16 protein-coding genes are annotated in these 25,114 nt (G+C 75.6%); 9 read left to right on the forward strand and 7 right to left on the reverse strand.

The window, feature by feature from the left end; translation table 11 throughout:
* Positions 1 to 301 precede the first annotated feature (301 nt).
* Positions 302 to 1,096, forward strand: a complete 795-nt coding sequence (locus ACZ5OX_RS18010) for a hypothetical protein (RefSeq protein ID WP_465630906.1) — start codon at positions 302 to 304, stop codon at positions 1,094 to 1,096.
* A gap of 13 nt (positions 1,097 to 1,109) precedes the next feature.
* Entirely contained in the window at positions 1,110 to 4,304 is a 3,195-nt protein-coding gene (locus ACZ5OX_RS18015) for a non-ribosomal peptide synthetase (RefSeq protein WP_465630908.1), read from the forward strand.
* Between the two features lie 85 nt (positions 4,305 to 4,389).
* Here ACZ5OX_RS18015 and ACZ5OX_RS18020 read toward each other — a convergent pair whose 3' ends face one another.
* Complete coding sequence (locus ACZ5OX_RS18020) at positions 4,390 to 5,628, reverse strand: cytochrome P450 (RefSeq protein ID WP_392872689.1); 1,239 nt, start codon at positions 5,626 to 5,628, stop codon at positions 4,390 to 4,392.
* Between the two features lie 271 nt (positions 5,629 to 5,899).
* Between ACZ5OX_RS18020 and ACZ5OX_RS18025 the strand changes: the two genes are divergently transcribed.
* The 5 genes from ACZ5OX_RS18025 to ACZ5OX_RS18045 all read left to right on the forward strand — a co-directional run bounded on the left by ACZ5OX_RS18025 (position 5,900) and on the right by ACZ5OX_RS18045 (position 11,845).
* Positions 5,900 to 6,706, forward strand: coding sequence for an ABC transporter ATP-binding protein (locus ACZ5OX_RS18025; RefSeq protein ID WP_465630910.1), 807 nt, complete (start codon positions 5,900 to 5,902; stop codon positions 6,704 to 6,706).
* Between the two features lie 5 nt (positions 6,707 to 6,711).
* Positions 6,712 to 8,628, forward strand: a complete 1,917-nt coding sequence (locus ACZ5OX_RS18030) for a hypothetical protein (protein ID WP_465630912.1) — start codon at positions 6,712 to 6,714, stop codon at positions 8,626 to 8,628.
* Positions 8,629 to 8,773: 145 nt separating this feature from the next.
* The gene (locus ACZ5OX_RS18035; protein WP_465630914.1) at positions 8,774 to 10,123 is read left to right on the forward strand and encodes a sensor histidine kinase; all 1,350 of its coding nucleotides are present in this window, start codon (positions 8,774 to 8,776) and stop codon (positions 10,121 to 10,123) included.
* Positions 10,087 to 10,740, forward strand: a complete 654-nt coding sequence (locus ACZ5OX_RS18040) for a LuxR C-terminal-related transcriptional regulator (RefSeq protein WP_449788689.1) — start codon at positions 10,087 to 10,089, stop codon at positions 10,738 to 10,740. Before ACZ5OX_RS18035 ends, ACZ5OX_RS18040 begins: the two co-directional genes overlap by 37 nt.
* 331 nt (positions 10,741 to 11,071) lie before the next feature.
* Positions 11,072 to 11,845, forward strand: a complete 774-nt coding sequence (locus ACZ5OX_RS18045) for a 4'-phosphopantetheinyl transferase family protein (protein WP_449788688.1) — start codon at positions 11,072 to 11,074, stop codon at positions 11,843 to 11,845.
* A gap of 51 nt (positions 11,846 to 11,896) precedes the next feature.
* Here the strand turns inward: ACZ5OX_RS18045 and ACZ5OX_RS18050 are convergent, their stop codons facing one another.
* Positions 11,897 to 12,955, reverse strand: coding sequence for a hypothetical protein (locus tag ACZ5OX_RS18050; RefSeq protein WP_449788687.1), 1,059 nt, complete (start codon positions 12,953 to 12,955; stop codon positions 11,897 to 11,899).
* 178 nt (positions 12,956 to 13,133) lie between these two features.
* On the opposite strand from ACZ5OX_RS18050, the gene ACZ5OX_RS18055 reads away from it, so the two are divergent.
* Entirely contained in the window at positions 13,134 to 13,421 is a 288-nt protein-coding gene (locus ACZ5OX_RS18055; protein WP_465630917.1) for a hypothetical protein, read from the forward strand.
* A gap of 148 nt (positions 13,422 to 13,569) precedes the next feature.
* Positions 13,570 to 16,314, forward strand: coding sequence for a helix-turn-helix transcriptional regulator (locus ACZ5OX_RS18060; RefSeq protein WP_465630919.1), 2,745 nt, complete (start codon positions 13,570 to 13,572; stop codon positions 16,312 to 16,314).
* Positions 16,315 to 16,417: 103 nt separating this feature from the next.
* On the opposite strand, the gene ACZ5OX_RS18065 is transcribed toward ACZ5OX_RS18060, so the two are convergent.
* The 5 genes from ACZ5OX_RS18065 to ACZ5OX_RS18085 form a co-directional block, all read right to left on the reverse strand.
* Positions 16,418 to 19,018 (reverse strand): AfsR/SARP family transcriptional regulator, encoded by a 2,601-nt coding sequence (locus ACZ5OX_RS18065; protein ID WP_465630921.1) that lies wholly within the window; start codon positions 19,016 to 19,018, stop codon positions 16,418 to 16,420.
* Positions 19,019 to 19,133: 115 nt separating this feature from the next.
* A complete protein-coding gene (locus tag ACZ5OX_RS18070) occupies positions 19,134 to 20,105 on the reverse strand; it encodes an AfsA-related hotdog domain-containing protein (protein ID WP_392872660.1) in 972 nt (323 codons plus the stop codon).
* A gap of 219 nt (positions 20,106 to 20,324) precedes the next feature.
* Positions 20,325 to 21,227: a phosphotransferase family protein gene (locus ACZ5OX_RS18075; RefSeq protein WP_465630923.1), complete on the reverse strand. Its 903-nt coding sequence runs from the start codon at positions 21,225 to 21,227 to the stop codon at positions 20,325 to 20,327.
* Positions 21,224 to 22,474 (reverse strand): MFS transporter, encoded by a 1,251-nt coding sequence (locus ACZ5OX_RS18080; RefSeq protein WP_465630925.1) that lies wholly within the window; start codon positions 22,472 to 22,474, stop codon positions 21,224 to 21,226. The genes ACZ5OX_RS18075 and ACZ5OX_RS18080 overlap by 4 nt, the downstream gene beginning before the upstream one ends.
* A complete protein-coding gene (locus tag ACZ5OX_RS18085; protein ID WP_465630927.1) occupies positions 22,471 to 25,110 on the reverse strand; it encodes a lantibiotic dehydratase in 2,640 nt (879 codons plus the stop codon). The genes ACZ5OX_RS18080 and ACZ5OX_RS18085 overlap by 4 nt, the downstream gene beginning before the upstream one ends.
* Between the last annotated feature and the right edge of the window lie 4 nt (positions 25,111 to 25,114).

The raw sequence follows: 25,114 nt of genomic DNA on the forward strand, positions 1-25,114 counted from the left end.
TTGTCCCCCCCCCCCCCCCCCCCCCCCCCCCCCCCCCCCCCCCCCCCCCCCCCCCCCCCCCCCCCCCCCCCTCCCCCCCCCCCCCCCCCCCCCCCCCCCCCCCCCCCCCCCCCCCCCCCCCCCCCCCCCCCCCCCCCCCCCCCCCCCCCCCCCCGGGCCGCCGCGACGGCCCGACCGTTCGCAGCACCGGGGGGTGGTAGGGGTTCCGACAGGGGTGCCCGCCGCGAACCCCCGTCCCTAGCCTGACCGCAGAGGAACGGGCGGACTCCGCGCCGTTTCCATTCCCTCTTGGAGAACCAACATGGCCGAGCACACCACCCCCTGGCGGGTGCTGCACAGCGGAGACCCGACGGACCTCGTCCTCGCCGTCGACTTCTTTGCCCCGGGCCGGGCCGAGGCCGCCTTCGGCGACCTGGTGCCCATGCTGGACGGGCCGTACTCGGTCTGGGAGACCATGCAGCCCGCGCCCGGCGAGGAGACCGGCATGCGCGGCGACGACTACCTCGACCGCTGGATCGAGGCGCTGCCCGTGGGCGCGGTCGTCCGCGGCGTGCTCGGCTTCTGCGTCGGCGGGATCTTCGGCTCGGCGCTCGGCGAGAGGATCGCCGCCCGCCAGGGCCACCACCCGGTGATGGTGCTGTTCGACCCCGAGCCGGTCAGCCCGCTGGTCATGTACTGGCAGTTCCACAAGCTGGTGGACCGGCTGACGGGCGTGCTGACCCCCGAGGAGATCCAGGCGGCCCAGAGCGCCGGCTACCGGATGCAGGAGACCGAGACCGACCCGGTCGCGGTCGGTGCCGCACTGGTCGCGCTCTACCGTGAGTACGGCGACCTCGGCCTGGAGCGGGTCGGCCTGGACGCCGACCGCCGCGCCGAGCTGATGGCCATGTTCGACTCCTACCTCGCCTACCTGGTCGCCGCGACGCAGGTCACCACGGCCGCGGACGTCAGCACCTCCACCGTGGTCAGCTCCGACACCCCGGTCGACGGGCTGCACCTGGGCGCGCGGGAGCTGCCCTTCGCCATCGACCGGCACGAGCTGCTGCGCCGGCCGGAGGTCGCCGCCGCGGTGTCCGACCTGCTCGCGGCGCGCTAGGGGGAGCCGACAGATGCGACGCCTGGTACGCAAGAACGACGCCGGCGAGCCGGAGCGGGCGGCGACGGCGGTCACGCCGAAGGAGGAGGCCCTCTGGCTGATGGACCGGCTCGTCCCGGGCACCGCGGCCAACACCGTCGCGGTCGCCTTCCGGGTGGACACCGCGCTGGACCCGGCCGCGCTGGCCGGGGCCGCCCGGCTGCTGGTCCGCCGCCACCGGGTGCTGCGGACCGGCTTCGAGGTGCGGGAGGGCCGGCTGCTGCACCGGCTGCTGACGGAGGCCGAGGCCGGGTTCGAGCCGGAGTACGCGCAGGTCGCCGAGGACGCCGTCGACGCGGAACTCGCCGCCATGGCCCGGCACGCCTTCGCGGTGACCGACCGTCCGCTGGTGCGGCTGCGGCACCTGCACACGCCCGCGGGCGACGTGGTCTGCGTCGCCGCCCACCACCTGGTCTTCGACACCATCTCGGCGACCTTCCTGTTCGAGGAGCTGGCCGCCGCGTACGACGCCGCGCTCGCCGGCCGCCCGGTCCCCGCGGAGCTGCTGCCCGAGGTCCCCGTCGTCGAGTCGGCCGCCCCGAGCGCGCAGAGCGTCGAGTTCTGGCGCCGCGGCCTGGCCGGCTACCGGGCCGACGAACTCGACCTGTGGCTCGGCGAGGACGAGACCACCGAGCCGACCCTGGCCGGCGGCTACGTCGAGCGGGTGCTGTCGCAGGCGGCCGCCGACGCGCTCGCCCGGCTGCAGCGCGAGCTGCGCGCCCCGGAGGCGGTCGTCCTGCTGGCCGCCTTCGACCTGCTGCTGGCCCGGCACGGCGCCGGTCCCGACATCGTGGTCGGCACCCCCGTCAACGTCCGGGACCAGCGGACCGCCCGGGCCGTCGGCTACCACGTCAACGTGCTGCCGCTGCGCCTGCCGGTCGACCTCGGCGGCGGCTTCCGGGAGCTGGTCGCCCGGGCGCGGACGGGCTACTTCGACGCCCTCGCGCACGCCGACGTCCCGATCGACCTGATGCTGCCCGAACTGCCCCGCACCGGCGGCTCCTGGCGCACCACCGCGTTCCGGCACCTGTTCAACTACGCGCCCGGCGGCGGACTCGCGCCCTTCGCCATCGCCGGCCGGCAGGCCGCCGCGGTCAGCCTGGAGAACGGCACCAGCAAGTTCGACCTGGAGTTCGTCGTCGCCCCCGGCAGCGACGCGCTGCGGGTCAAGGGCCGCTACTCGACCGACGTGCACACCGCCACTGAGGTCGAGCGGCTGCTGGAGCGCTACGACGCCCTGCTGGTCTCGCTCGGCGCCGACCCGGACCTCCCGGTCGGCGAGCACCCGCTGCGCGGCGCCACCGACACCGAGCTGATCGAGGCCGCCAACCGGACCGGGAGCACCGACGTCCCGCCGACCGTCCTCGCCGCCGTCGCCCGCCACGCCGCCCTGACACCGGACGCCCCGGCCGTCCAGGACGGCGAACGCACCGTCACCTACCGGCAGTTGTGGAACGCCGCGGCCGCCACCCGGGAGCTGCTGCGGGAGTCCGGCGTCACCCCCGGCGAGATCGTCGGCCTGTGCGCCCGGCGCGGCCCCGACCTGGTCGCCGCCGTGTTCGGCATCTGGCTGGCCGGGGCAGCCTACCTTCCGATCGACCCGGACCACCCGGACCACCGGGTCGCCGACACCCTGGCCGACTCCGGCACCCGCACCGTCGTCACCGGCCCCGGGATCACCCTGCCCGAGGACACGGCGGCCGACGGCCGGCCCCGCGCGGCCGTCCCGCTGGTCACCGTCGAGGACGCCCCGGCCGCGGACCCGTCCCGCGCGCTCGACGGCGCCGGCGCACCGGACACCCGCGCCTACCTGATCTACACCTCCGGCTCGACCGGCCGCCCCAAGGGCACCCTGGTCAGCCACGGCAACCTGGCCAACCTGGTGGCGCACTTCCGCGAGGAGATGCGCCTGACGCCGGAACACGGCGGCCTGTGGATGACCACCTTCGCCTTCGACATGTCGGTGATGGACCTGTTCCTGCCGCTGTTCGCGGGCGGTCGGCTGGTCGTCGCCCCGGACGCGGCGAGGACCGACGGCCGGGCGCTGGCCGAGGTGCTGCGCCGCCACCGGGTGGACGTCATCCAGGCCACCCCCACCACCTGGCGCCTCGTCCTGGACGAGGCCGGCGGGGAGCTGGCGGGCTGCCGGCTGGTCTGCGGCGGCGAGCCGATGCCGCCCGCGCTGGCCCGGCGGCTGCTGGCCACCGGCGCCGAGCTGCGCAACCTGTACGGGCCGACCGAGACCACGGTGTGGTCCACCGGTGCCGTCATGGAGTCGGCGGAGCGGATCGGCGTCGGACGCCCGATCCGCAACACCCGGGTGTTCGTCGCCGACCCGGACGGCCGGGAACTGCCGCTCGGGGTGCGCGGCGAACTGTGCATCGCGGGCGACGGCGTCACCCTCGGGTACCACGGACGCCCGGAGCTGACGGCCGAGAAGTTCCGCGAGCACCCCCGCTACGGGCGGTACTACCGCACCGGCGACCAGGCCCGCTGGAACCCGGACGCCAGCCTGGAGCTGCTCGGCCGGGCCGACCGGCAGATCAAGCTGCGCGGCAACCGGATCGAGCTCGGCGAGGTCGAGGCGGTGCTGGCCGAGCACCCGGAGGCCGAGGGGGCCGCGGTCGTGGTCGCCGGCGACACCAGCGCGGACGGCCTGCTGGTGGCCTTCGTCGAGGTGCCGCGCAAGCCGGGCCAGTCCGAGGCGGAGGCGGACGAGGCGGCCCGCGGGATCGGCGACCGGCTCTGGGAGCACGCCCGCGACCGGCTCCCCAGGGCGGCCGTGCCGCACGACTTCGTGCTGCTCGACGAACTGCCCAAGACCGTCACGGAGAAGGTCGACTACCCGAGGCTGACCCGGATCGCCGAGGAGCGGCGCGCCGCCTCCGCCGGCCGGGCCGCGGCGGCCGGAACGGAGGCGCGGGTGGAGGAGGAAGAGGGCCTGCTGGGCGCGCTGGTGGCGATCTGGGCGTCGCTGCTGTCCCGCTCGGACCTCTCGGCTGACTCCAACTTCTTCGCCAGCGGCGGGCATTCGCTGCTCGGCGCCCAACTGGCGCAGCGGATCGAGGAGAAGCTGGGCGTGAAGCTGGGCCTGGCGGACGTCTTCGCCATGCCGACGCCGCGTCAGATCGCCGAGTTCATCGAAGGAACGGCGGAGAAGAAGGACTGACCCGCGAAGCACCGAAGCATCGAAGCATCGAAGCACCGAGGCCCTGCCGGACGTCCGGCAGGGCCTCGGCGCGTTGCGTACGGGGTCAGGAGGCCGTCACCGGGAAGGCGTGCAGGCCGCGGATGAACGGCGACAGCCGCCGGCGCACCGGGCCGGCCTGTCGCAGCCCCGGCAGGCGCTGCGACAGCACCCGGAAGGCCACCTCCGCCTCCAGCTTGGCGAGCGGGGCGCCGAGGCAGTAGTGGATGCCGCTGGAGAAGGAGATGTGGTCCGGCTCGCCGGCGCGGTCCAGGTCGAAGCGGTCCGGCTCGGCGTACGCGCCGGGGTCGCGGTTGCAGGCGCCGGTGAGGATGATCACCTGGGCGTCCACCGGCAGCCGGCGCCCGGCGATCTCGATCTCCTGGTGGGTGAAGCGGCTCTGCATCAGCACCGAGGTGTCGTAGCGCACCGACTCCTCGACCGCGCGCGGCGCCAGCTCCGGGTCCGCGCACAGCCGTTCCCAGACCGCGCGCTCGCCGAGCATGGCCAGGGTGCCGTTGCCGATCAGGTTGACGGTGGTCTCGGTGCCCGCCAGCGCGAGCATCCCACACATCGCGACCAGTTCCTCGGCGGTCAGCCGCTCGGCGTCCACGTCGGCCAGCAGCCGGCTCACCAGGTCGTCGCCGGGGGAGCGGCGGCGCAGCTCCAGCAGCTCGGTGAACAGCTCCCTGGTGCCGTCCACGGCGGCCTGCAGCTCCTTGACCTCGGCGAGCGAGACCACGCCGTCCAGGACCAGGCTCAGGCCCCGGCAGAGCTCGTCGAAGCGCGGCTGCTCCTGCTCGGGGATGCCGAACAGCGCGCCGATCACCCGGGCCGGCACCTGCTTGGCGTAGGCGTCCATCAGGTCGAACGGGGCACCGGTGTCGACCCGGTCCAGCAGCTCGTGGCAGGCGCGCTCGACCTCGGGCCGGAACGCCGCCACCGCGCGCGGCCCGAAGGCCGGGGTGGCGATCCGGCGCAGCCGGGTGTGCTCGGGAGGGTCCATCGCCAGGAAGGAGTTGTCGAAGTCGGACGGGCCCTCCGGCCACTCGCCCTTGGTGGTGCGCCGGCCGAAGCGCCGGTCGCGCAGGATCTCGTCGGCCAGCGCCCGGTCGACGACCAGCCAGGACCCGATCATGCTGCGCTGCAGCGGCCCGCGCGGTCGCATCCGCTCGTACAGCGGGTACGGGTCCTCCTGGCCGAGCAGCAGCTGGGCGTAGATGTCGCCGAGTGCGCCCACGGACTTCAGGGCCGCACGGGCGGTGCGCAGCTGGGTGTCCAGCTCGCTGTCGGACAGGGTGGGCATGGGTACGCCTCCGGCCGGGTCGACGCGTGGTCAGCAGGACGGTCCTGCGGTCGGACGGTATGTGCGGATCCTGTGGTGCTGAACCCCTAACCGGGCGGCCTCGACCCCTTCGTGGGCGCACGCTCCGTAGGGGTGGGTCCAGACCCACCCCCTGACGGGGGCGAAGGTGGATTCTGCTCGTCCGCGCCGCCGCCTACTGTCGTTGACGAGCCGCTCGGAGCTGCGAGGCGGTGACGGGCGGCGGTGGCCGCGGGTGAGGTGGGAGGAAGAGGTGCGAGGAACGGTGCACGCGGGCCAGGGATCCCGTCCGCCGGTCGACGAGGGGGCGCCGGCGCTGCGGCTGTCGGGTCTGCGCAAGCGGTTCGGAGCGTACACCGCGGTGGACGGCGTCGAACTGGTCGTGCCGAGCGGGTCGTTCTACGGACTGGTGGGCCCCAACGGCGCGGGCAAGACCACGTCCCTGTCGATGGCGGTCGGCCTGCTGCGGCCGGACGCGGGGACCTCGGAGATCTTCGGGGTCGACGTCTGGAGCGACCCGGTCCACGCCAAGTCCCTGGTCGGGGTGCTGCCCGACGGCATGATGCTGCCCGAGCGGCTGACCGGCCGTGAGCTGCTGCACTACCTGGGCCGGCTGCGCGGCATGGACGCCCGCACGGTGGACGCCCGGGCCGAGGAGCTGCTGACCGTCCTGGAGCTGACCGAGGCCGAGCGGACGCTGGTGATCGACTACTCCACCGGCATGCGCAAGAAGATCGGCCTGGCCACCGCCCTCCTGCACGCCCCCCGGCTGCTGGTGCTCGACGAGCCCTTCGAGGCCGTCGACCCGGTGTCCGCCGCGACCATCCGCGTCATCCTCCAGCGCTTCGTCGCCTCCGGCGGCTCGGTGGTCTTCTCCAGCCACGTGATGGCCCTGGTCGAGCAGCTCTGCGACCACGTCGGCGTGATCGCCAAGGGCCGCGTGGTGGCCGCCGGCACGGTGCCCGAGGTCCGGGCCGGCCGCACCCTGGAGGACGTCTTCGTCGAGCTGGTCGGCGCCCGTACCGGAGGAGCGGAGGGGCTGTCGTGGTTGGCGTCCTGAGCGGGATGAAACTGACCGTCCTGCGGCGGTCGATGTCCGGGCCCCGGGCGGCGAGCCTGATCCTCGGGGCGGTGTTCGGCGGCCTGGTCGCGGTGGGCACCGCGCTGCTGGGCCTGGTGGACTACGACACCCCGGAGGCCGGGGTCGGCGTGCTGGCCGTGGTGATGCTGCTGTGGACCCTCGGCTGGGCCCTCGGGCCGATGCTGACCGGCGGTGACGCGACACTGCGGCTCGACTACTTCACCCTGGTGCCGCTGCGCCCGCGCACCCTGGCCCTCGGGCTGCTGGGCGCCGGCTTCATCGGCATCACCCCGCTGCTCGGCCTGGTCGCGTTCAGCGTGCTGATCGTCCGCGGCGCCTGCCTGGGGCTGCTGCCCCTGCTGGTCGCGGTCCCCGCCACCCTGCTGCAGCTGCTGTTCGTGGTGGTGCTCGCGAAGTTCACCATGCAGGGCCTGGGCAGCGTGGTGCGCTCGCGCCTCGGCTGGGAGGTCTCCTCGCTGGTGGTCGGCTTCGTGGTGGCCTTCCTGAACACCGGCTGGTTCGCGATCGGCTTCTTCATCAAGCTGTTCACCGGCGAGTGGGCGGCGAACGCCGGCACCGTGGTGCGGCTGCTGCCCTCGGGCTGGTCCGTGGTCGCGGTCGACGCCGCCCGGCGCTCGGACTGGGCGACGGTCGCCGCCGCCCTGGGCGGACTGGCGGTGCTGTGCCTGCTGCTGTTCGCGGTCTGGGCGGCCATGCTGTCCCGGCAGCTGGTGCGGGGCACCACCGGCGGCAAGGCCCAGCAGGGCTCCGCCCGCGCCACCGGCGGGCTGCTGCCGGACTCCGTCGGCGGCGCCGTGATGGGCAAGGAACTGCGGCTGTGGGCGCGTGACCCGCGCCGGGCCCGCTTCCTGCGGATCGCCCTGTGGACGGGCGTGTTCACCGGCCTGCTGCCGCTGCTCAGCGGCTTCCAGGTGATGCTGCCGTGGACGGGCGTGGTCGCCGCGCTGTTCGCCGGCGCGCTGTGCGCCAACCTGTACGGCCTGGACGCCGGGGCGATCTGGCTGACCCTGGTCGTCCCGGGCGCCGAGCGGGTCGACGTCCGGGCCCGGCAGGTGACCTGGCTGCTGATCGTCGCCCCGGTCACCCTGGTGCTGACCCTGGCCCTGACCGCGGTCTCCTCGGCCGGCTGGGCGTGGCCGTGGGTGCTCGCCGTCCTGCCCGCCGTGCTCGGCGGCGCGGCCGGCCTCATCCCGCTGATGTCGGTGCTCGGCGCCGCGCCGTTCCCCGACCGGCCGGGCGGCAACCCGCTGGACGGCTTCAACGACGAGAGCGGCGACCAGGTCCGCCTGCAGACCCTGGTGGTGCTGCTGTTCCAGCTGTTCTGCGCCCTGCCCGCCGTGGGCGTGGTGGTGGCAGGCACGGTGCTGGACAGCGCGCCGCTGCGCTGGGCCGGCGTGGTGGCCGGCGTGGCCACCGGCCTGCTGTACGCCTGGGGCCTGGGCCGGGCGGCCCAGCGCCGGCTGGAGAACCGCGGGCCCGAGCTGCTCGACGTGATGCGCAAGGGCGTCCGCCGGGCGCCCGAGGCGGCGAAGTCCGAGGCCGAGGACGGCTCGGCCTCCGAGGCCGGCGGTCTGGGCGACCTCTCCGGTGGCCGTGCCGCGGCCGTCGGCACCCTGATCACGCTCGGCATCCTGAGCTTCGCCCCGCAGGGGGCGGTGGCGCTCTGCCTGTCGGCCTTCGGCGTGCCGACCCGGTCCTGGTTCGTCGCCCTGTACGCCCCGTCGGCCCTGCAGATCCCGGTGGCGGCGGCCTTCATGGTGCTCGGCCTGGTCTGCTTCTGGACCGTCTACCTGCTGGTGCGGGCCAACCGGCCCGGCACCCCCGACCACGAGGCGCCCCGGCCCACCGAGGCGCCGCGAGAGCGGGCGGCGGTCCGCTGATCAGGACCGACCGCCCGGCCCGGCCCGCCCTGGACCCCCGTCAGGGCGGGCCGTGCCGCGTCCCGTGCCCGCCGCGCCGGGCTGGGATCATGACCAGCACGGCCGCCCGCCCGGCGGCCCCGCCCGACCCCGCACCGGAGGTGCCGTGACCAGCACGCAGTCCCGAGCGGCCGTGGAGCCGAGTGAGGCCGCGCCGACCGACGCGGCGCGGGCCCTGCGCCGGGCCGCGCGTGCGCTCGGCCGCCTCGTCGTCCTGACCCTCCTGACCCCGGTGGCGGCGCTGCTGCTGGCGGTGTCCCTGGTCGGCTTCCTGCTCTGGTGCTGCCTGGGCGTCTTCCCGCTCTTCCCGGCCGCGACCAGGCTGGTCCGGGCGGCCGCCGAGCGCGCCCGCTGGGTGGCCGGCCACTGGTCGCAGGTGCCCGTCCCGTCGCCGTACTCGCCGCGCCCGGCGCTGGAGCGCACCCTGCACGGCTGGTTCTGGACCGGCCACGACTACCACAAGAGCCGCTGGTTCGCGGGCATCTCGCGCACCGTCCGCTGGCTGTGGAACGACCCGGCGACCTGGCGGGACGCGCTGTGGGTGCTGCTCAACCCGCTGGTCGGCGGCGTGATCGCGCTCGCCGCTCCGCTGCTGACCGGCTACGGCCTGTACGGGCTCGCCCAGCCGCTGCTGCCGCCCGGCCCCGGCTACGAACTGCTGCCGCTGGGCGGCGCGCTGGCGCCCGTGCTCGGTCTCGCGCTGACCCTCGCCGGCCTGGCCCTCGCGGAGCCGTCGCTGTGGCTGTACGGCCACTGGACGCGCGCCCTGCTCGGCCCCACCGAACGCTCCCGGCTCGCCCGGCGGGTCGAGCAGCTGACCGAGATCCGCCTGGACGCCACCGAGGCCCAGGCCGCCGAGCTGCGCCGGATCGAACGCGACCTGCACGACGGGGCCCAGGCCCGGCTGGTCGCGGTGAGCCTGCGGCTGGGCGCGGTCGCGGCGCTGATCGACCGCGATCCCGCCTGTGCCAGGCAGGTGGTGACGGAGGCGCAGGAGAACGTCACCCAGGCCCTGCAGGAGCTGCGTGACCTGGTCCGCGGCATCCACCCGCCGGTGCTCGCCGAGCGCGGACTGGTCGAGGGGGTGCGCGCGCTGGCGCTGGACGTGCCGCTGCGGGTCGAGGTCCTGGCCGACCTGCCGGGCCGGGCCGAGTCGCCGGTCGAGTCCGCGGTCTACTTCGCCGTCAGCGAGGCGCTGACCAACGCCGTCAAGCACGGCGGGGCCCGCGCCGCGACCGTCGAACTGTCGCACGCCGCCGGGCTGTTGCGGGCCGAGGTGACCGACGACGGGCAGGGCGGGGCGGACCCGGGCCAGGGCAGCGGCCTGCGGGGCATCCAGCGCAGGCTGGCGGCCTTCGACGGTACGCTCACGCTGAGCAGCCCCCCAGGGGGGCCGACCCGGCTGATCATGGAGCTACCGTGCGTGTTGTCCTCGCCGAGGACCTCGTCCTCCTGAGGGATGGACTGGCCCTGCTGCTGCGTGCCCACGGGCACGACATCGTCGCGGCGGTGGAGAGCGGCCCGGAGCTGGCCGCGGCCCTCGCGGAGCACCGGCCCGACATCGCGGTGGTGGACGTCCGGCTGCCGCCCACCTTCACCGACGAGGGGCTCCAGGTGGTGCTGGCCGCTCGCCGGGAGCAGCCCGGACTGCCCGTGCTGGTGCTCTCCCAGCACGTCGAGCAGCTGTACGCGCGCGAGCTGATCGCGGACGGCGTCGGCGGTGTCGGCTACCTGCTCAAGGACCGGGTGTCCAAGGCCGACCAGTTCGTCGACGCGGTGCACACCGTGGCGGCCGGCGGCACCGTGATGGACCCGCAGGTGATCTCCCGGCTGCTCGCCCGCAACGCCTACGACCAGCCGCTGGCCCTGCTCACCCCGCGCGAGCGGGACGTGCTGGCGCTGATGGCCGAGGGCCTGTCGAACGCCGCGATCGCCCAGCGCCTGCACTTCAGCGAGGGGGCCGTCAGCAAGCACACCTCGAACATCTTCGCCAAGCTCAACCTCGGCGTCTCCGAGGGCGAGAACCGCCGGGTGCTGGCCGTCCTGGCCTACCTCGACGGGACCAGGCCCTAGGCCCGGGCCCTAGCGGTGCTTTAGCGGCGTCGGTCATGCTGGAGGGGTGTCCGGGGGGCGGGCCGCCGAGGTGTCACAGGCGAGGGGTTTCGCACAAGGTAAAAGCCTGGTGTGATGTAGGCAAAGACGTGGCCATTTCCGTCTCGATCCGTGAACGACCGTGGGTTGCCTATCCGTTGAACCGGATAGTTCGGGCGCGCCGCCCGAACTCGCAAGCCCCGCACAGGAGCTCGCGGTGCCGGATGGGACGATCGACTTCCGGCTTGTTCCGCGTACGACCCCGGAGTGGGCGACCTCCGGGGAAATCCCCACAGTTCTGGAGTGAGAAGGCATGACACAGCCGGGGACCTCCACGCTCGACCCGCCGGTCGGCGACCCGATCGAGGTGGACTCCGGCGGCGACGCGTGGAACCGGGCGAGGGCGGACCTGTCCGACCACGGCACCGTGCTGATCTACACCCGGCTCGCCCGACTGGGGACGCGCCCCTCGGCCGACGGGGCGTCGACCTGCTCACTCGGCCGGGACTGGTCGCGCTACCTGGGCCTGGCCGGCCCCGACGTGGTCCACCGCTACGCCGCCTCGCGGGAGTTGCTGCGGCGCGCGGCGGGCACCCTGTTCGACGGCGACCCGGACGGCGCGGAACTCGTCTACGGCCCCACCGGCCGTCCCTACCTGCGCGGCCACGACCGGCTCGACGTCGGTCTGAGCCTGTCCGAGGACCTGCTGCTGGTCGGCCTGACCACCCGCGGCCTGATCGGCGTGGACGTCGAGAGCGCCGAGCGCCAGCTGTACCCGCAGGGCCTGGACCGCCACCTGTGCACCCCGTACGAGCTGGTCGCCCTCGCCGCCCGGCCCGAGGAGCAGCGCAACCCGGCCCTGGTACGGCTGTGGAACCGCAAGGAGGCCTACCGCAAGGCCCTCGGGCCGGGCCGGTCCTTCGACTTCACCGAGTTCGGCTTCGGCCCGGACGACAGCCCGGTGCGGGTCGAACGCCCCGACGGCAGCGCCGGGAGCCACCGCGAGTGGGCCTTCCGCACCTTCGAGCTGGACAGCGGACACTACGTCAGCGCCGCGCTCTACGAGCCCCGTCCGGGCCGGGGGTGAGGGACGATGCTCCCCGGAACCCGCCCCGGAACCCGCCCCACGACCCTCGACCTAGACCGGCTCGCCGTCCTGCGGCGCGACGAGCGCGGACTCGCTCTCCAACAACCGTGCCAGCGCCACGTTGTAACCCGCCTGGAACCGGCTGGCCGCGTCCAGTTCCTCGGTGATCTCCGAGATGTGACGCCGGCAGGTGCGCACCGACATGCCGAGCCGGCGGGCCACCATCTCGTCCTTGTGGCCGCGGGCCATCAGCCGGATGATCGACAGCTTGAGCTCGTCGGTGCTCGGGACGGCCTTCGGGGTGTCCGCCACGAACGGGCTGGCGCTCTCCCACAGGTGCTCGAAGACCGCGCACACGAAGGCCACCAGGGTCGGCTCGCGGACGATCGCCGCGCCCATGGTCGCCTCGCCCGCGACGCGCGCGGGCAGGAAGACCGTCTCCCGGTCGTAGACGAGCATCCGGTCGATCACCTGGTCCGCGGTGCGGACCTCGGCGCCGAGCGCGGTGACGTCCCGGACGTACGACTTGGTCGCCAGGTCGCAGCGGGCGGTGTGCTGATAGATGGTGCGCATCCGCACCCCGCGCCCCAGCATCCCCTCCGCCGACCGGCGGGCGGCGGGCAGCAGGGTGGCGGGGCGGCCGCCGCCGGGCTGGACGGTCAGCACCTCCTTGCGGCAGGTCTGGCCGAGCTGGTCGAGCATGTTCTGGATCGTGTCGACGTCGTTGACCACGTCGAAGGCCTCGACCCGGTTCCGCAGCCGCCGGCCCTCGTAGTACAGCGGCGTCAGCGACAGCAGCTTGCTGCGCACGTCGGTGACCGCCTGCTTGAGGTCCCGGATGTGGTGCTCGGCGGGCCCGACCAGGTCGGCGGCGGCGACGTCCGGGCTGACCGGGACGAGCACGCTCGGATCGCCCGGCCGGGGCTGGAGCAGGCGCATCACCTTCAGGACCTGCTCGATGCGGTCGACCTCGGCCTCGTCCTCGAGCTCCAGCCGCGCAGCGATGGCGGCCCGGTCGAACCGGCCGGACTCGACGGCGTGGCCGTAGGCCAGGGCGCTGAGATCGTCCAGCTCTGCGAAGCCGGACTGGACAGGTTGGTGTCCGAACACCCGGTGTCCCCCCGTCGGTGTTTGCGAAGTTCCTGCCATGCAACTTTACGCCATCGAGATCCACTCGGACGGGGGCCTCGGGAAGCGGCAGAGTAGGGCCCGAGCGACGCCAGGCTGCGGGGCGGTCGCGGGATCGGGGCGTACTGACGCCCGCTCAATACTGCTCAAGGGGAAAGCCGTGAAGATTTCAACGATCCGGGCCAGGGTTCTCGCCCCCACCGTCCTCCTGGCGGCCGTGATCGCCCCCCTGCTCACTCACGGGCACACCCCGGGCCTCGGCGCCGAGCTCACCGCGGACGACCGCTGGGGTCTGGCCAGGTTCTCCCACATCGGGCAGATGGACGACCGCTGGGGCGCCGGCCGCCACGACGTCCTCGCGATGGACGACCGCTGGGGCGTCGGCCGCCACCACACCGGCCCCGGGGACGCCGCCCAGGCCGCCCCGGTGAGAATTCGGGCCGTCTGAGCCGACACCGGGCGGATCGGGGTGAAGACCGGTCGGCCGACACTCCGCCGGCACGGTTTTCCAGGGCTTCCCAGCACGGGGCCGTGCTTTTCCCCGCCGCCATACGGGATTGGTTCTGCGGTACCGAAGAAACCGGGGGATGACAAGAGTGTTGATCGATCGTGAGCGAGAACTGGATCTGTTGGATTCGGCCCTCGACGAATGCGTACGGGGAATTCCCGGGATCGTACTGATCGAGGGAGCCGTCGGCTGCGGAAAGAGCGAACTCCTGGAAACCCTCGCCGAGCGGGCCGCCACCGCCGGGGCGGTGGTGCTGCGCGCCATCGGCACCGCGGTGGAGCGCGACCTCGAGCTCGGCGTCGTCGGCCAGCTGCTGGCGGCCGCCCCGGCCGGGGCCCTGCCCGATCCGGCGCACGCCGCGGACCCGGACCGGACCGACGTGATGCAGGCGCTGTGCGCCGCGGTGCACCGCCTCGCCGAGGCCGCGCCGGTGGTGATCTGCGTCGACGACCTGCACCACATCGACGAGCTGTCCTGCCGCTACCTGCTCCACCTGGTCCGCCGCACCCGCTCCGCCCGGGTCCTGCTGGCCTGCACCGAGTCGCTGCACAAGTCCGGGGAAGACCGCTACGGCACCGAGCTGCTGCGCACCCGCAACTTCGTCCGGATCAGGGCCGAGCGGCTGCGCCCCGACGCGGTGGCCCGGCTGGTCGCCGCCGAACTCCGCGACGCCCCGGCCGGCGGCCGGCCGCCCGCCGAGGTGGCCGGCGGCAACCCGCTGCTGCTCCGCGCCCTGGTCGAGGAGTACCGCGTCGGCGGACGGGCCCCCGAGCCCGGCCGCGCCTTCACCCAGGCCGTCCTGGCCTGCCTGCGCCGCTGCGGACCGGCCGCCCGCCGGCTCGCCGAGGTGACCGCGGTCCTCGGCGAGCACGCCTCGGACGACCTCGCCGTCCGGATGCTCGACAGCACCGCCGGCACGGTCGGCCGCGACACCGCCGCGCTCACCGCCGCCGGCATCCTCGACGGCCACCGCTTCCACCACCCGGTCGCCCGCCAGGCGGTGCTGGACCGGATGGACCCGCGGGACCGCGCCGACCTGCACCGGCGGGCCGCCGAACTCCTCTACCGGGACGGCGCCCCCACCGCCGCCGTCGCCGCCCAGCTCCTGTGCGTCGGCTCCACCGACCTGCCCTGGGCGGTCGCGGTGCTCTCCACCGCCGCCGAGCAGCTGCTCGCCGACGGCGACACCGACCGGGCCGCCGCCTGCCTCGAACTCGCCCACCGGGGCCGGGTCGACGAGGAGCAGCGCAACCACTTCCGCACCATGCTCGCCGGGATCACCTGGCGCACCAACCCCAGCGCCGCCGAGCGCGACCTCGCCGGGCCGCTGGAGACCCTGCGGGCCGGCCGGCTCGGCCAGGCCAGGCTCGGGCCGCTCGCCCGGCTGCTCACCGAGCAGGGCCGCATCGACGAGGCGGCCGAGGTGCTGGACCGCTTCACCACCGACCGGGACGCCGAGCAGGCCGTCCCGCCCGCCCACCCCGTCCGCTTCGGCCGCGGCGGCGACCCGCTGGACGGCCTCTCCGCCTTCCCGTGGTGGGGCGGCGGCCCGACCCCGGCCGAGAGCGGGGCCGCGGCCGAGCCGGCCGCCCCCGGCGCACCCCTGCTGGTCAGGCCCTGCGCCCCCGCCGGGCTGTGGGCCGTCCCCGAGTACTCGGCGGGCGGCGCGACCGTCGCCGCGGCCGAGATGTTCCTGCGCGGCGCCACCCTCGGCGGCGGCACCGCGGCCCCCATCGTGCAGGCCATCCGGGCCCTGCTGTGCGTCGACGGACCGGCCCGCGCGCTGCCCTGGTGCCAGGTCTTCATGGAGGAGGCCGTCCGGCGCGGCGCCCCCGGGTGGCAGTCCACCTTCACCGCCCTGTACGCCGACGCCCTGCTCCGCCAGGGCGACCTCGCCGGTGCCAGGGAGCACGCCGAGGCGGCCCTGGACCTGCTGCCCGAACGCGGCGGCAGCGTGTTCGCCGGGGGAGTGGCCTCCGTCCTGATCCGCGCGGCCACCGCCGCCGGCCGCCACGACACGGCCGCCCGCGAACTCAGCCGGCCGCTGCCCGAAGGGCTCGGCACCAGCATCCACGGCATCCGCTACCTGCGGGCCCGCGGCCAGTACCACCTCGCGACCCACCGCTTCCACGCGGCGCTCGGCGACTTCCTGGAGATCGGCCGCACCCTCAAGCGGTGGGGGCTCGACCGGCCGCTGCTCGCCCCCTGGCGCACCGGTGCGGCGGAGGCGCTGATCCAGCTCGGCGAGCCCCAGCAGGCCGCCCGACTGATCACCGACCAGCTCGCCTTCCGCGACGCCGCCCACCCGTGGATCTCCGGCCTCACCCTGCGGGTCCGGGCCGCCCTCAGCGACCCCCGCGAGCGGCACGCCCTGCTCGCCCGCGCGGTCGACGAGCTGCGGGACTCCGAGGACCGCTACGAACTCGCCCGCACCCTGGTCGACTTCGCGTGGGTGCTGAAGGAGAACGGCGACTCCGGCCGGGCCAACATGGTCAACCGGCGCGCCTGGCAGCTCGCCAAGGAGTGCGGCGCGGACGCCCTGCGCGAGCAGATCGCCCCCGGCCTCGACCTGCCGCCCGGCGGCGACGCCGAGGACAACGGCCGCTGCGCCGGCGGCCAGGTCGAGGTGGAGGCCAGGCTCAGCGACTCCGAGAAGCGGGTGGCCATGCTCGCGGTGTACGGCCACACCAACCGGGAGATCGCGGCCAAGCTCTACATCACCGTCAGCACCGTCGAGCAGCACCTGACCCGGATCTACCGGAAGCTCAACATCACCCGCCGTCAGGAACTGGCCGCCGAGATGCACCTGCTCGGCTCCGGCGGCCGGGTGTGACTCCCGGGCCCCGGCTGTTCTGACCCCTGTGCGCGGCCGGGCCGGACGACCACCGTCGTCCGGCCCGGCCGCGTCGTCCTGCCCCGGTCCCTGCCCCGGCCGGTCAGCGCAGGACGTACGGGGCCGGCCGGGGAAGGCGCCAGACGCCGGGGCGGAACTCGACGGGCCGGGCCGCGGCCGGCCGGTCGCCGTGCAGCGCGTGGATCGCGCGCTGGGCGAAGGACTCCAGGCGCCGGTCGTGCAGGGCGAGGGCGAGGTCGCGGCAGGCGGTGAAGTGGGCGAGGGCGCCGAGGTGGTCCTCGCCCGCCAGGGCCAGCAGGGCCAGCGCGCGCCGCACCTCGAACCGGGGGCGCGGCTCGGCGACGTCGGGGGCGGCCGCGAGCAGCTCCGCCGCCGCACCGAACTCGCCGCTGTCGCAACGGAGTTCGGCCAGCCCCACCAGAGTGAGGGCGAGTTCGGCGCGGTCGCCGGTCTCCTCCGTGATCCGCCGGGCCAGCTCGTAGTGCTCCTCGGCCTGGGCCGGGCGCCGCTGCTCCCAGGCGAGGTCACCGAGCGAGCGGAGCATGCGACCCTCGGCGGCGCGGTCGCCACAGCGGCGGGCCGCGTCGAGGGCGAGGGTGTGCGTCCGCGCCCAGGCAGCCCAGTCGGCGTGCGCCTCGAGGTGGCCGCGCAGCGCGCCCGCGAGCCGTACCACCGCGGCCCAGCGGCCGTACCCGTGGGCCTGCCGGACGGCCCGGACCAGCGCGTCACGTTCCCGGGTGAACCAGTCGGAGGGCCGCAGCTGGGCGGTGTCCCACCGGGCGCCGTCGGCCGACAGGCCGTGCGTCAGCACGGCGGTGACCTGGGTGGCGGCCCGGGCGTACTCCGTGCAGAGCCGCTCCACGGCGGCCGCGGCCTCGGCGGGCCCCTCCTCGTCCGCCAGCCGTTCCACGGCCAGCACCCGCAGCAGCTCCGGCAGCCGGTAGCGCCCCTGTTCGGGGCCCGCCACCAGCAGCCGGTCGTCGACCAGTTCGTCCAGCAGCCGGGTGGTCTCCGAGCGCGGCAGCCCCAGCACGGCGTCCGCCGCGGCCGGCCCGAACGGCCCGGCCGGCAGCAGCCCGAGCAGCCGGAACGCCCACCGCAGCACCGGCCCGGCGTCGCGGTACGCGCGTACCAGCGCGGCCCGCGCGTCGAGCCCGCCGATCCGCAGCTCGCCGAGCCGGGTCCGCTCCTCGCGCAGCCGCTCCACCAGCGTGGCCGCGCTCCAGTGCGGACGGGCCGTCAGCTGGGCCCCGGCGATCCGGACGGCGAGCGGCAGGTGGCCGCACAGCTCCAGCAACTCGGTGACGGCCTCCGGCTCGGCCGCCTCCCGCCCGTGGCCCGCCACCGCGGCGAACAGCCGCCGGGACTCGGCCGGATCGGGCACGTCCAGCACCACCGGCCGGATCCCGCCGAGCCCCACCGGCAGCCGGCGGCCGGTGACGATCGCGGCGCTGCCCGGGGTGCCGGGCAGCAGCGGGCGCAGCTGCGCCTCGGAGTCGACGTTGTCCAGCACCAGCAGCAGCCGGCGCCCGGTCAGTTCCTGCTGCCAGGTGTCCAGGAGCTCGCCGGCGCCGGCGCCGGCGGCCGGCCGGACCCCGAGCCGGCGCAGCAGGGCGGTGACCGCCTCGACCGCGCCCAGCGGCCGGCCGGGCTCGGGCTGGAGGTCGAGGAAGAGCCGGCCGTCGGGGAAGGCGGGCCCGCTGCGGTGGGCGGCTTCCAGGGCGAGGGCGGTCTTGCCCACCCCGGGCTGGCCGGCGATCGCGACGAACGTGCCGGCGGGTGCGTTCCGCAGGAACTCCTCGACCAGGGCCAGGGCGGGCCCACGGCCGGTGAAGGCCGGGTCGGCGGCGGGCAGCGCGGTGCCGGCCCGGACGTCGGGCGGCTCGGCGGCCGGCCCGCGCGGTGTGGCGGGGCCGCCCGCCGCCGGCTCCGGGGTGCGCAGCAGCCCGGGGTCGCCGGTGAGGATCCGCCCGTGCAGCCGCTGCACCGACGGGCCGGGTTCGACGCCGAGTTCGGCGACCAGGTGGGTGCGCAGCGCGGCGAAGGCCTGAAGGGCCTCGGCCTGCCGGCCGGCTCGGTAGAGGGCGAGCAGCAGGTGCTCGTGCAGCTCCTCGCGCAGCGGGTACCGCGCGGTGAGCGTGCGCAGTTCGCCGATCAGTTCGTGGTGCCGGCCGAGTTGCAGGTCGGCGTGGATCCGGTGGGCGAGGGCGGTGCTCTCGGCCTCGGCGAGCTGGGTGGCGACGGACTCCAGCAGCGGGCCGTGCGGGGTGTCGGAGAGCAGCGGGCCGCGCCGCAGGGCCGCGGCCCTGCGGTAGAGGTCGGCGGCGTCGCGGTGGTCGCCCGCGGCCAGGGCCTCCCGGCCGCGGCGGTGCAGGTCCTCCAGGGCGGCCAGGTCGAGCCCGTCGTCCTCGACGGCGAGCCGGTAGCCGCGGGCGTGGGTGAGCAGGAGGTCGCGTCCGCGCCCGGGGTCGGCGGCGTCCAGCAGCTTGCGCAGCTGGGAGATGTAGACCTGGAGCGTGGTGCTGACGGTGCGCGGCGGCGCGTCCCGCCACAGCTCGGCCACCAGGGTGTCGACCGTCACGACCTGGTTGGCCTGCACCAGCAGGGTGCCCAGGACGGTCCGCACCTTCGGGGGCCCCGGGGTGAGCGGTACCGCAGGTCCCCCGTCCCCCTCGATCTCCATCGGTCCCAGGATCCGGAACCTCACCCCTGCCCCCTGTCTGCTCCGCCCGTCACCCGCTCCCCGCGGCGACGCCCCCGTCTGCCACCTCGTCCGTCCCCCGTGGAGTCCGTCCCCCTCAGAAGTCCTGGACGACGAGCGTCCGGGCCTCCCCGACGGTCACCCGGTCCTGGACCAGGGTGACGGTGACCGGGACGGCGGGCCGGCCGGCCGCGTCCCGGTCGAGGGCCCCGGGGACGGCCGCGCAGCGCAGCGGCGAGGCGGATCTGGGCCGGCCGTGGAAGCGGATCTCGCAGCCGGCCGGCACGGACCGCTCGGGCACCAGCCCGACGGCCCGTCCGGCGGTCAGCACCGCGCACTGCCGTACGGCCTCCAGCAGCAGCGTGCCGGACAGCCGTCCGCCGGCGGCGGCGCCGAGCGCCGGGTTCTGCCGGCTGGGCAGCACCCAGGTGCTGAGCCGGCCGCTGGGCGCCGGGGTCGGTTCGGCGACGACCACGTTGGCCGGGTCGAGCCGGCCGACCTCGGCCGGGGTGACCGGCCGCACGGCAGGGGCCGGCCAGGCGGCCCGCAGCGGCCAGCCGGGGCCGCCGCGGGTGGCCGGGGCGAAGGCGAGGGCCGCGGCGCCGGTCGCGCACGGCACGTCGTCCAGTGAGACGTCCAGCCGCAGGTCCAGCCCGGACGGCGCCCCGGACGCGGTGCCGGTGGGGGCGGCCCACAGTTCGACGGTCATCCGGGCCGGGTCGGGGCCGGTGCGCCAGGCGGCGAGGTCGGTGAGCCGCAGGCCGAACCGCTGGTAGAGTCCGGGCCGGTCGGCGGCGATGCCGAAGTACTGGCGGCCGATGAACTCGCCGGTCTCCTGGAGGGCTTCGGCGACCACCAGCGGGTCGTGGAACTGGCCGGGCCCGTCGTTGAACAGCGGGTGGTCGCCGGGCATGTCGCCGGTGAGCAGGAAGCGGTCCTCGCCGGTGGCGGGGGCCGCGAGCAGGTAGCGGTCCCACGAGGGAGGGCAGTGCACCAGGTGCCGCACGCCCCGGCGGACCGGCGCCGCGGCGGGTGCCGGGGCGACGATCGCGGTGCTCTCGATGGTCATGGCGGTTCCCTCACCCGGCTGCTCGGCGGCCGCGGTGTCGACGGGCCCAGGGTCAGCATGACCCCGCGGCGCGCCCGAGGACAGCCCGTCACGGTGGCAGCAAGCTGCACCGCCGGTTTTCCCGCCCGCCGACGACTTGCCGTGGGCGCATCCGCCCGGGGAGTGTGGCGCGAACGCCCGGCCGGGGCCTCCCGGCCGGGCGTTTCGCGTGGACCGCGGTCAGGAGCGGCTGAGGCGCAGGGCCAGGTCGCGGGCGTGGGCGGTGGCGGCGGGGGCGAGGGCGGGGTCGGGGGCTTCGGAGAGGAAGACCAGGGCGAGCATCAGGGCGGCGTCCAGGCGGCAGGCGAGGAGGCAGGGGTCGTCCTCGGCGGGGACGGGGGCGAGGGTGGCGTAGCCGGCGCGCAGGGCGGTGAGGTCGAGGTCGTTCTCCGGGTAGCGGGCGTATTCGGCGAGGCGGCCGAACTCCAGGGCGGGGGTGCCGAGCAGGGCGTTCGACCAGTCGAGGAGGGCGGTGGTGCGGCCCTGGTGGCGGCGGATGTTGGAGCTGCGGACGTCGAGGTGGAGGAGGCTGTTCCCGGTGAGCGGGGAGAGGTGGCGGGCGAGGAGCCCGGGGGCCGGGGGCGCGGGCCAGTCGTCGACGCGGCGGGCGAGTTCGGCCCAGCGGCGGCCTATCCGGGCTGCGAGGGCCTCGGCGGTGGTGCCGCCCTCGGCGGCGACGGGGCGCAGCGGCGGCGGGGGCACCCGGTGGAGCCGGGCGAGGAGCTCCCCGAGGGCGTGGGAGTCGAGCGGGGAGCCGTCGTCGGGGACGTAGTCGGAGAGCAGCACGTCGGGGGAGTTCGGGTCGTCGGCGAGGACCAGCTCCCGGACCCGGGCGACGGGCAGGCCGTGCTCGGCCAGGTGCCGGGCGATGGCGTGCTCCTGGACGAGCAGGGCGCGGGTGTCCACGTGCGGGTCGTTGGCGTTGGAGTCGAAGCGGCGGTGCGCGAGCCGGACGGCGACTGGTGCGCCGTCCCGCGCCCGGGCCCGGAACACGGTGAACTCCAGTCCCTTGCCGACGAGTTCGAGGCCGCTGAGGCCCCACTGTTCGGCCAGTCGGTCCAGCGCGGCGAAGCGTTCGCTCATGGGGCGTCCTCCGGTGTCTCGTGACGGTCGCTCATCCTGCCGTCCCGCAGCAGGGTGCAGGCGATCGGCAGGCAGGTCAGCAGGGTGACGGCGCCGCCGAGGGCGAAGGCGGCGCGCGGTCCCGCCGAGGCGCTCACCCGGCCGAAGACCAGCGCGCCGAGGGGCATCGTGCCCCAGGCGAACAGCCGGTAGACGCCGGTGGCCCGGCCGAGCATCCGGTCCGGGATGATCGTCTGGCGCAGCGAGACGGCGACGACGTTCCAGACCATCAGGGCGAAACCGGCCAGGCAGTAGGCGACGGCGACGACGGCGACCCGGTCGGTGGCGGCCACCGCCAGGCCGGCGGCGCCCGTCAGGACCAGGTTGCCGACCAGCGCCGGGGCCCGGCCGATCGCCCTGGTCAGCCGACTCGCGACGGCGCCGCCGGCCACGCCGCCGACCGCCCCGGCGGCCAGCAGCGCCCCGTACGCGGAGTCCGGGAGCTCCAGCACGTCGCGCACCAGGATGACGAGGACGGCGATCTGGCCCAGGTAGACGGCGTTGACGACGCCGGCGCAGACGGTCAGGGCGCGCAGCAGGCGGTCGCGGAGGACGAACGCGACGCCCTCGCGGATGTCGGCCGGCAGGCGCGGCCCACCGGCGGCCGGGGCGGGGCCGGGTTCGGGCTCGGGCGCGCGTACGCCGCGCAGCAGCACCGCGGAGACGAGGAAGGAGAGCGCGTCCAGCAGCAGCGGCACGGCCCGGCCCACCGTGAACAGCACGCCGCCGACCACCTGCCCGAGCAGGTCGCGCCCGGCCGTCTGGACGGCGAAGAGCCGGCCGTTCGCCGACTCCAGCCGCTCCTTGGGCACGACGCCCGGCAGCAGCGCGAAGGACGCGCAGTCGAACAGCACCTCGCCGACGCCCAGCAGGAACGCGGCGGTGACCAGCGGCCAGAAGCCCAGCCGGCCGGCGGCGAGCAGCACGGTGGTGAGGACCAGCACCACGGCGCGCAGCAGGTCGGCGAGGACCATCAGCCGCCGGCGCTCGAAGCGGTCGGCGTACGCCCCGGCGGGCAGCGCGAAGAACAGCCAGGGCAGCGTGGTCGCCGCGGTGACCGCGGACACCCGGAAGGCGTCGTGCAGCACCGCGGCGGACAGCAGCGGCAGCGCGGCGAAGCGCATGCCGTCGCCGACGGCGGAGGAGGCGGCGGCGCCGAGGACGCGGCGGTAGCCGGAGTTCGGACGGACGGCGGTGTCGGTGCTCACCCGCGCGGCTCCGACCGCCGACCGTCCCCGGCCTCGGGGCCGTCCGCCGTCGCGGGGCCGTCCGCCGTCGCGAGGCCGTCCCCCGGTGAGAAGACGGCGCAGCGCAGTTCGCTGGTGTACCGGTGGCCGTCCACCTCCAGCCAGCGCTGGTCGGGGGCGGGCAGCATCTCGGAGACCTCCAGGGTGCCGTCGGTCCCGCCGGCCAGCCGGACCAACTGCCGTACCAGCAGCGGGGAGTCCCAGTCGACGTAGACCGGCTTGGGCTCGCCGGGGACCTTGACGAAGACGTGCCGGGGCAGCCGGTGCTCGGCGCGCAGCCGGCAGGCGGCGACGAACCGGGCGGCGTCGTCCCGGCCCTTCTGCCGGCCGAGGGCGCCGGTGTCGCGCAGCCGGTCGGCGGGGATCCGCCAGGTCTCGCGCTGCAGCACGACCCGGCCGCAGCGGATCCGCGGGATGTGCGCCAGCTCGGGCGCGTCCAGCCCGGCGCCGCCGAAGTGCCGGGGAAAGGCGAACGGGGAGAGCGGGTCCTGCCGGATGCTCGGACCGCCGGCCGGGGGCGCCATCAGGCGCAGCCGGCCGGCGACGCCGTGGGCGCGCAGTTCCAGCCGGTCGCCGCGCAGCACCAGGTACAGCTGGGAGGGCTGCAGCACCCGGTCGCGGGACTGCCCGGAGCGGCCGTAGACCTCCAGGTCGTGGCAGGGGTAGACGAGTTGGGTGGAGGACTTGTCGGGGTGGCCGCGGGACAGGTTGGCGAGCACCTCGTCGTCCGCGAGCAGGGACCGGTAGCCGCGGTACACCTCGGGGAGCAGCTCGGGGACGTGCTCCTGGACCAGCGGGCCGAAGCTGGTGTGGGTGATGACCTCGCGCACCGCGTGGCAGTCGCCGATGACGGCGGTGAACCGGCCCTCGGCCAGGTCCTCCCGGCTCCGCGCGGCGAACAGGATGTCCGGGTCGCAGAGCGCCGGCGGGCCGCCGGGCCGCGCGGCGAGGACGGCCGCCACCCGCTCCCGGTCCACCACGACCTCGGAGCGGTCCGGGTCCGTCGCGGCCTCGCCGAGCAGGGCCGCGCCGATCGCCCGGTCGAGTTCGGCGAGTTCGGCCTCGACGGCGAGGCACTCCCGGGCGATGGCGTCCCGGTCGCGGAAGAACTCGGCGTAGAGCAGGTCGAGCGGGATCTCCACCCCGGGGCCGAACCGTTCGGCCACCCACCGGGTGAGGACGACCAGTTCGCGCCGCATCCGCAGGCGCGGGCCGGCCAGCACGGTCTCGTACACGACGGCCAGCTCGTCGGTGATGAAGCGGGCGAGGTCCGGGCCGACGGTCAGGTCGGCCGGCCGGCCGCGCGCCTCCTCGAACAGGATGCTGCGGTCGGCGTAGTGCAGGCCGCTGTTGCGGTTCGCGGGGCCGCCGGTCAGCTGCTCGAACCGGGCCTTGGTGGCGGCGAGCGCGGCCGCGCGTTCGGGCAGCGGCAGCCGGGCGAAGCGGGTCAGGTCCGCCTCGAAGCCGTCGATCGCGGTGAGCAGCGGGGCGGCCAGGTCGGCGGGGGCGGCGAGCAGTTGCTCGCGCAGGGCGGCCAGCGGGCGGTGGTCGCCGATCGGGATCTCGAACTCGACGACCACCCATTCGTGGTCGGCGAGTGCGGCGAGCACCCGGTCGAACGGGGCGGGGCAGCGCAGCTCGTCCTGCCAGGCCTGCCGCAGTTCGCGCAGGGTGCGTTCGCCGTCGCAGTGCCGCCACAGCCAGGCCTCGTACGGTTCCACCGGCCGCCCGCCGAGGTGCCGGAAGTCCCAGTCGGTGTCCAGGCCGTCGCGGGTGGTGAAGGCGTAGAGGTCGATCCTCCCGTCGCGCAGGAAGGACAGCGGGCGGCGCCGGGGCCGGGCGTGGTCGAGCAGGCCGGGAACGGCGGCGGCGCTCCGGGCGAGCCGCTCGGCGGCCCAGTGGCTGAACAGCGCCCGCCGGTCCAGCTCCCGTTCACCGGACCAGGCGATGCCGGGGGCGGTGCCCAGGCGGCCGGGGGTGAAGGGGCCGAAGTGCGAGTGGGTCTCGTTCTTGGTGGTGACCCGCTGGAGGTACATGGTCAGCAGGTCGGTCATCTTGCGGGTGCGCCGGCCCGTCCCGCCGTCGTGGCCGTCGAGCCAGGTCGAGAAGGTGGGGTAGGCGGAGTCGTTGGAGAGCAGCAGGACCTGCCGCAGCCGCTCGTCGGCGAAGGCCTCGACCACGGCGGCCCCGGCCCGGTCGAGGCGGTCCCGGTGCCGGGCGGAGAAGCGCTCCTGTTCCTCGGCGAAGTGCCGGGCGGCGTCCTGGTAGGCGTGCAGGACGGTGGCGGCGTCGGCGGGTACGGCGGCGGCCGCGGCGGCCAGTGCGGGCCCGGGGACGGGCAGCAGGAAGCCGGCCGTGGAGGACAGCCGGGCGGCGCCGGGCACCGGGTGCCGGCGCAGGACGGCCTTCAACTCCTCGGCCAGCTCCCGCAGTCGACGGCCGCGGGCGACGAGTGCGTGGGCCTCCTCGGCGGCGGCCGGGTCCGCCAGGGGCGCGAGCAGCTCCATCGGGAAGCCGGCCTGGCGGAGCACGACGACCGGCGCGAGCTGCCAGGCGGCGTGCCCGGTGCCGGTCTGGGGGTCGTTGACGGTGGTCACAGCC

The organism is Kitasatospora sp. NPDC032121 (genome assembly GCF_055580145.1).

Excerpts from the sequence above, each read along its gene's own strand:
- ACZ5OX_RS18010 (WP_465630906.1), top strand. The coding sequence starts at position 302 with ATGGCCGAGCACACCACCCCCTGGCGGGTGCTGCACAGCGGAGACCCG.
- ACZ5OX_RS18015 (WP_465630908.1), top strand. The coding sequence starts at position 1,110 with ATGCGACGCCTGGTACGCAAGAACGACGCCGGCGAGCCGGAGCGGGCG.
- ACZ5OX_RS18020 (WP_392872689.1), bottom strand. The coding sequence starts at position 5,628 with ATGCCCACCCTGTCCGACAGCGAGCTGGACACCCAGCTGCGCACCGCC.
- ACZ5OX_RS18030 (WP_465630912.1), top strand. The coding sequence starts at position 6,712 with ATGAAACTGACCGTCCTGCGGCGGTCGATGTCCGGGCCCCGGGCGGCG.
- ACZ5OX_RS18045 (WP_449788688.1), top strand. The coding sequence starts at position 11,072 with ATGACACAGCCGGGGACCTCCACGCTCGACCCGCCGGTCGGCGACCCG.
- ACZ5OX_RS18065 (WP_465630921.1), bottom strand. The coding sequence starts at position 19,018 with ATGGAGATCGAGGGGGACGGGGGACCTGCGGTACCGCTCACCCCGGGG.
- ACZ5OX_RS18070 (WP_392872660.1), bottom strand. The coding sequence starts at position 20,105 with ATGACCATCGAGAGCACCGCGATCGTCGCCCCGGCACCCGCCGCGGCG.
- ACZ5OX_RS18075 (WP_465630923.1), bottom strand. The coding sequence starts at position 21,227 with ATGAGCGAACGCTTCGCCGCGCTGGACCGACTGGCCGAACAGTGGGGC.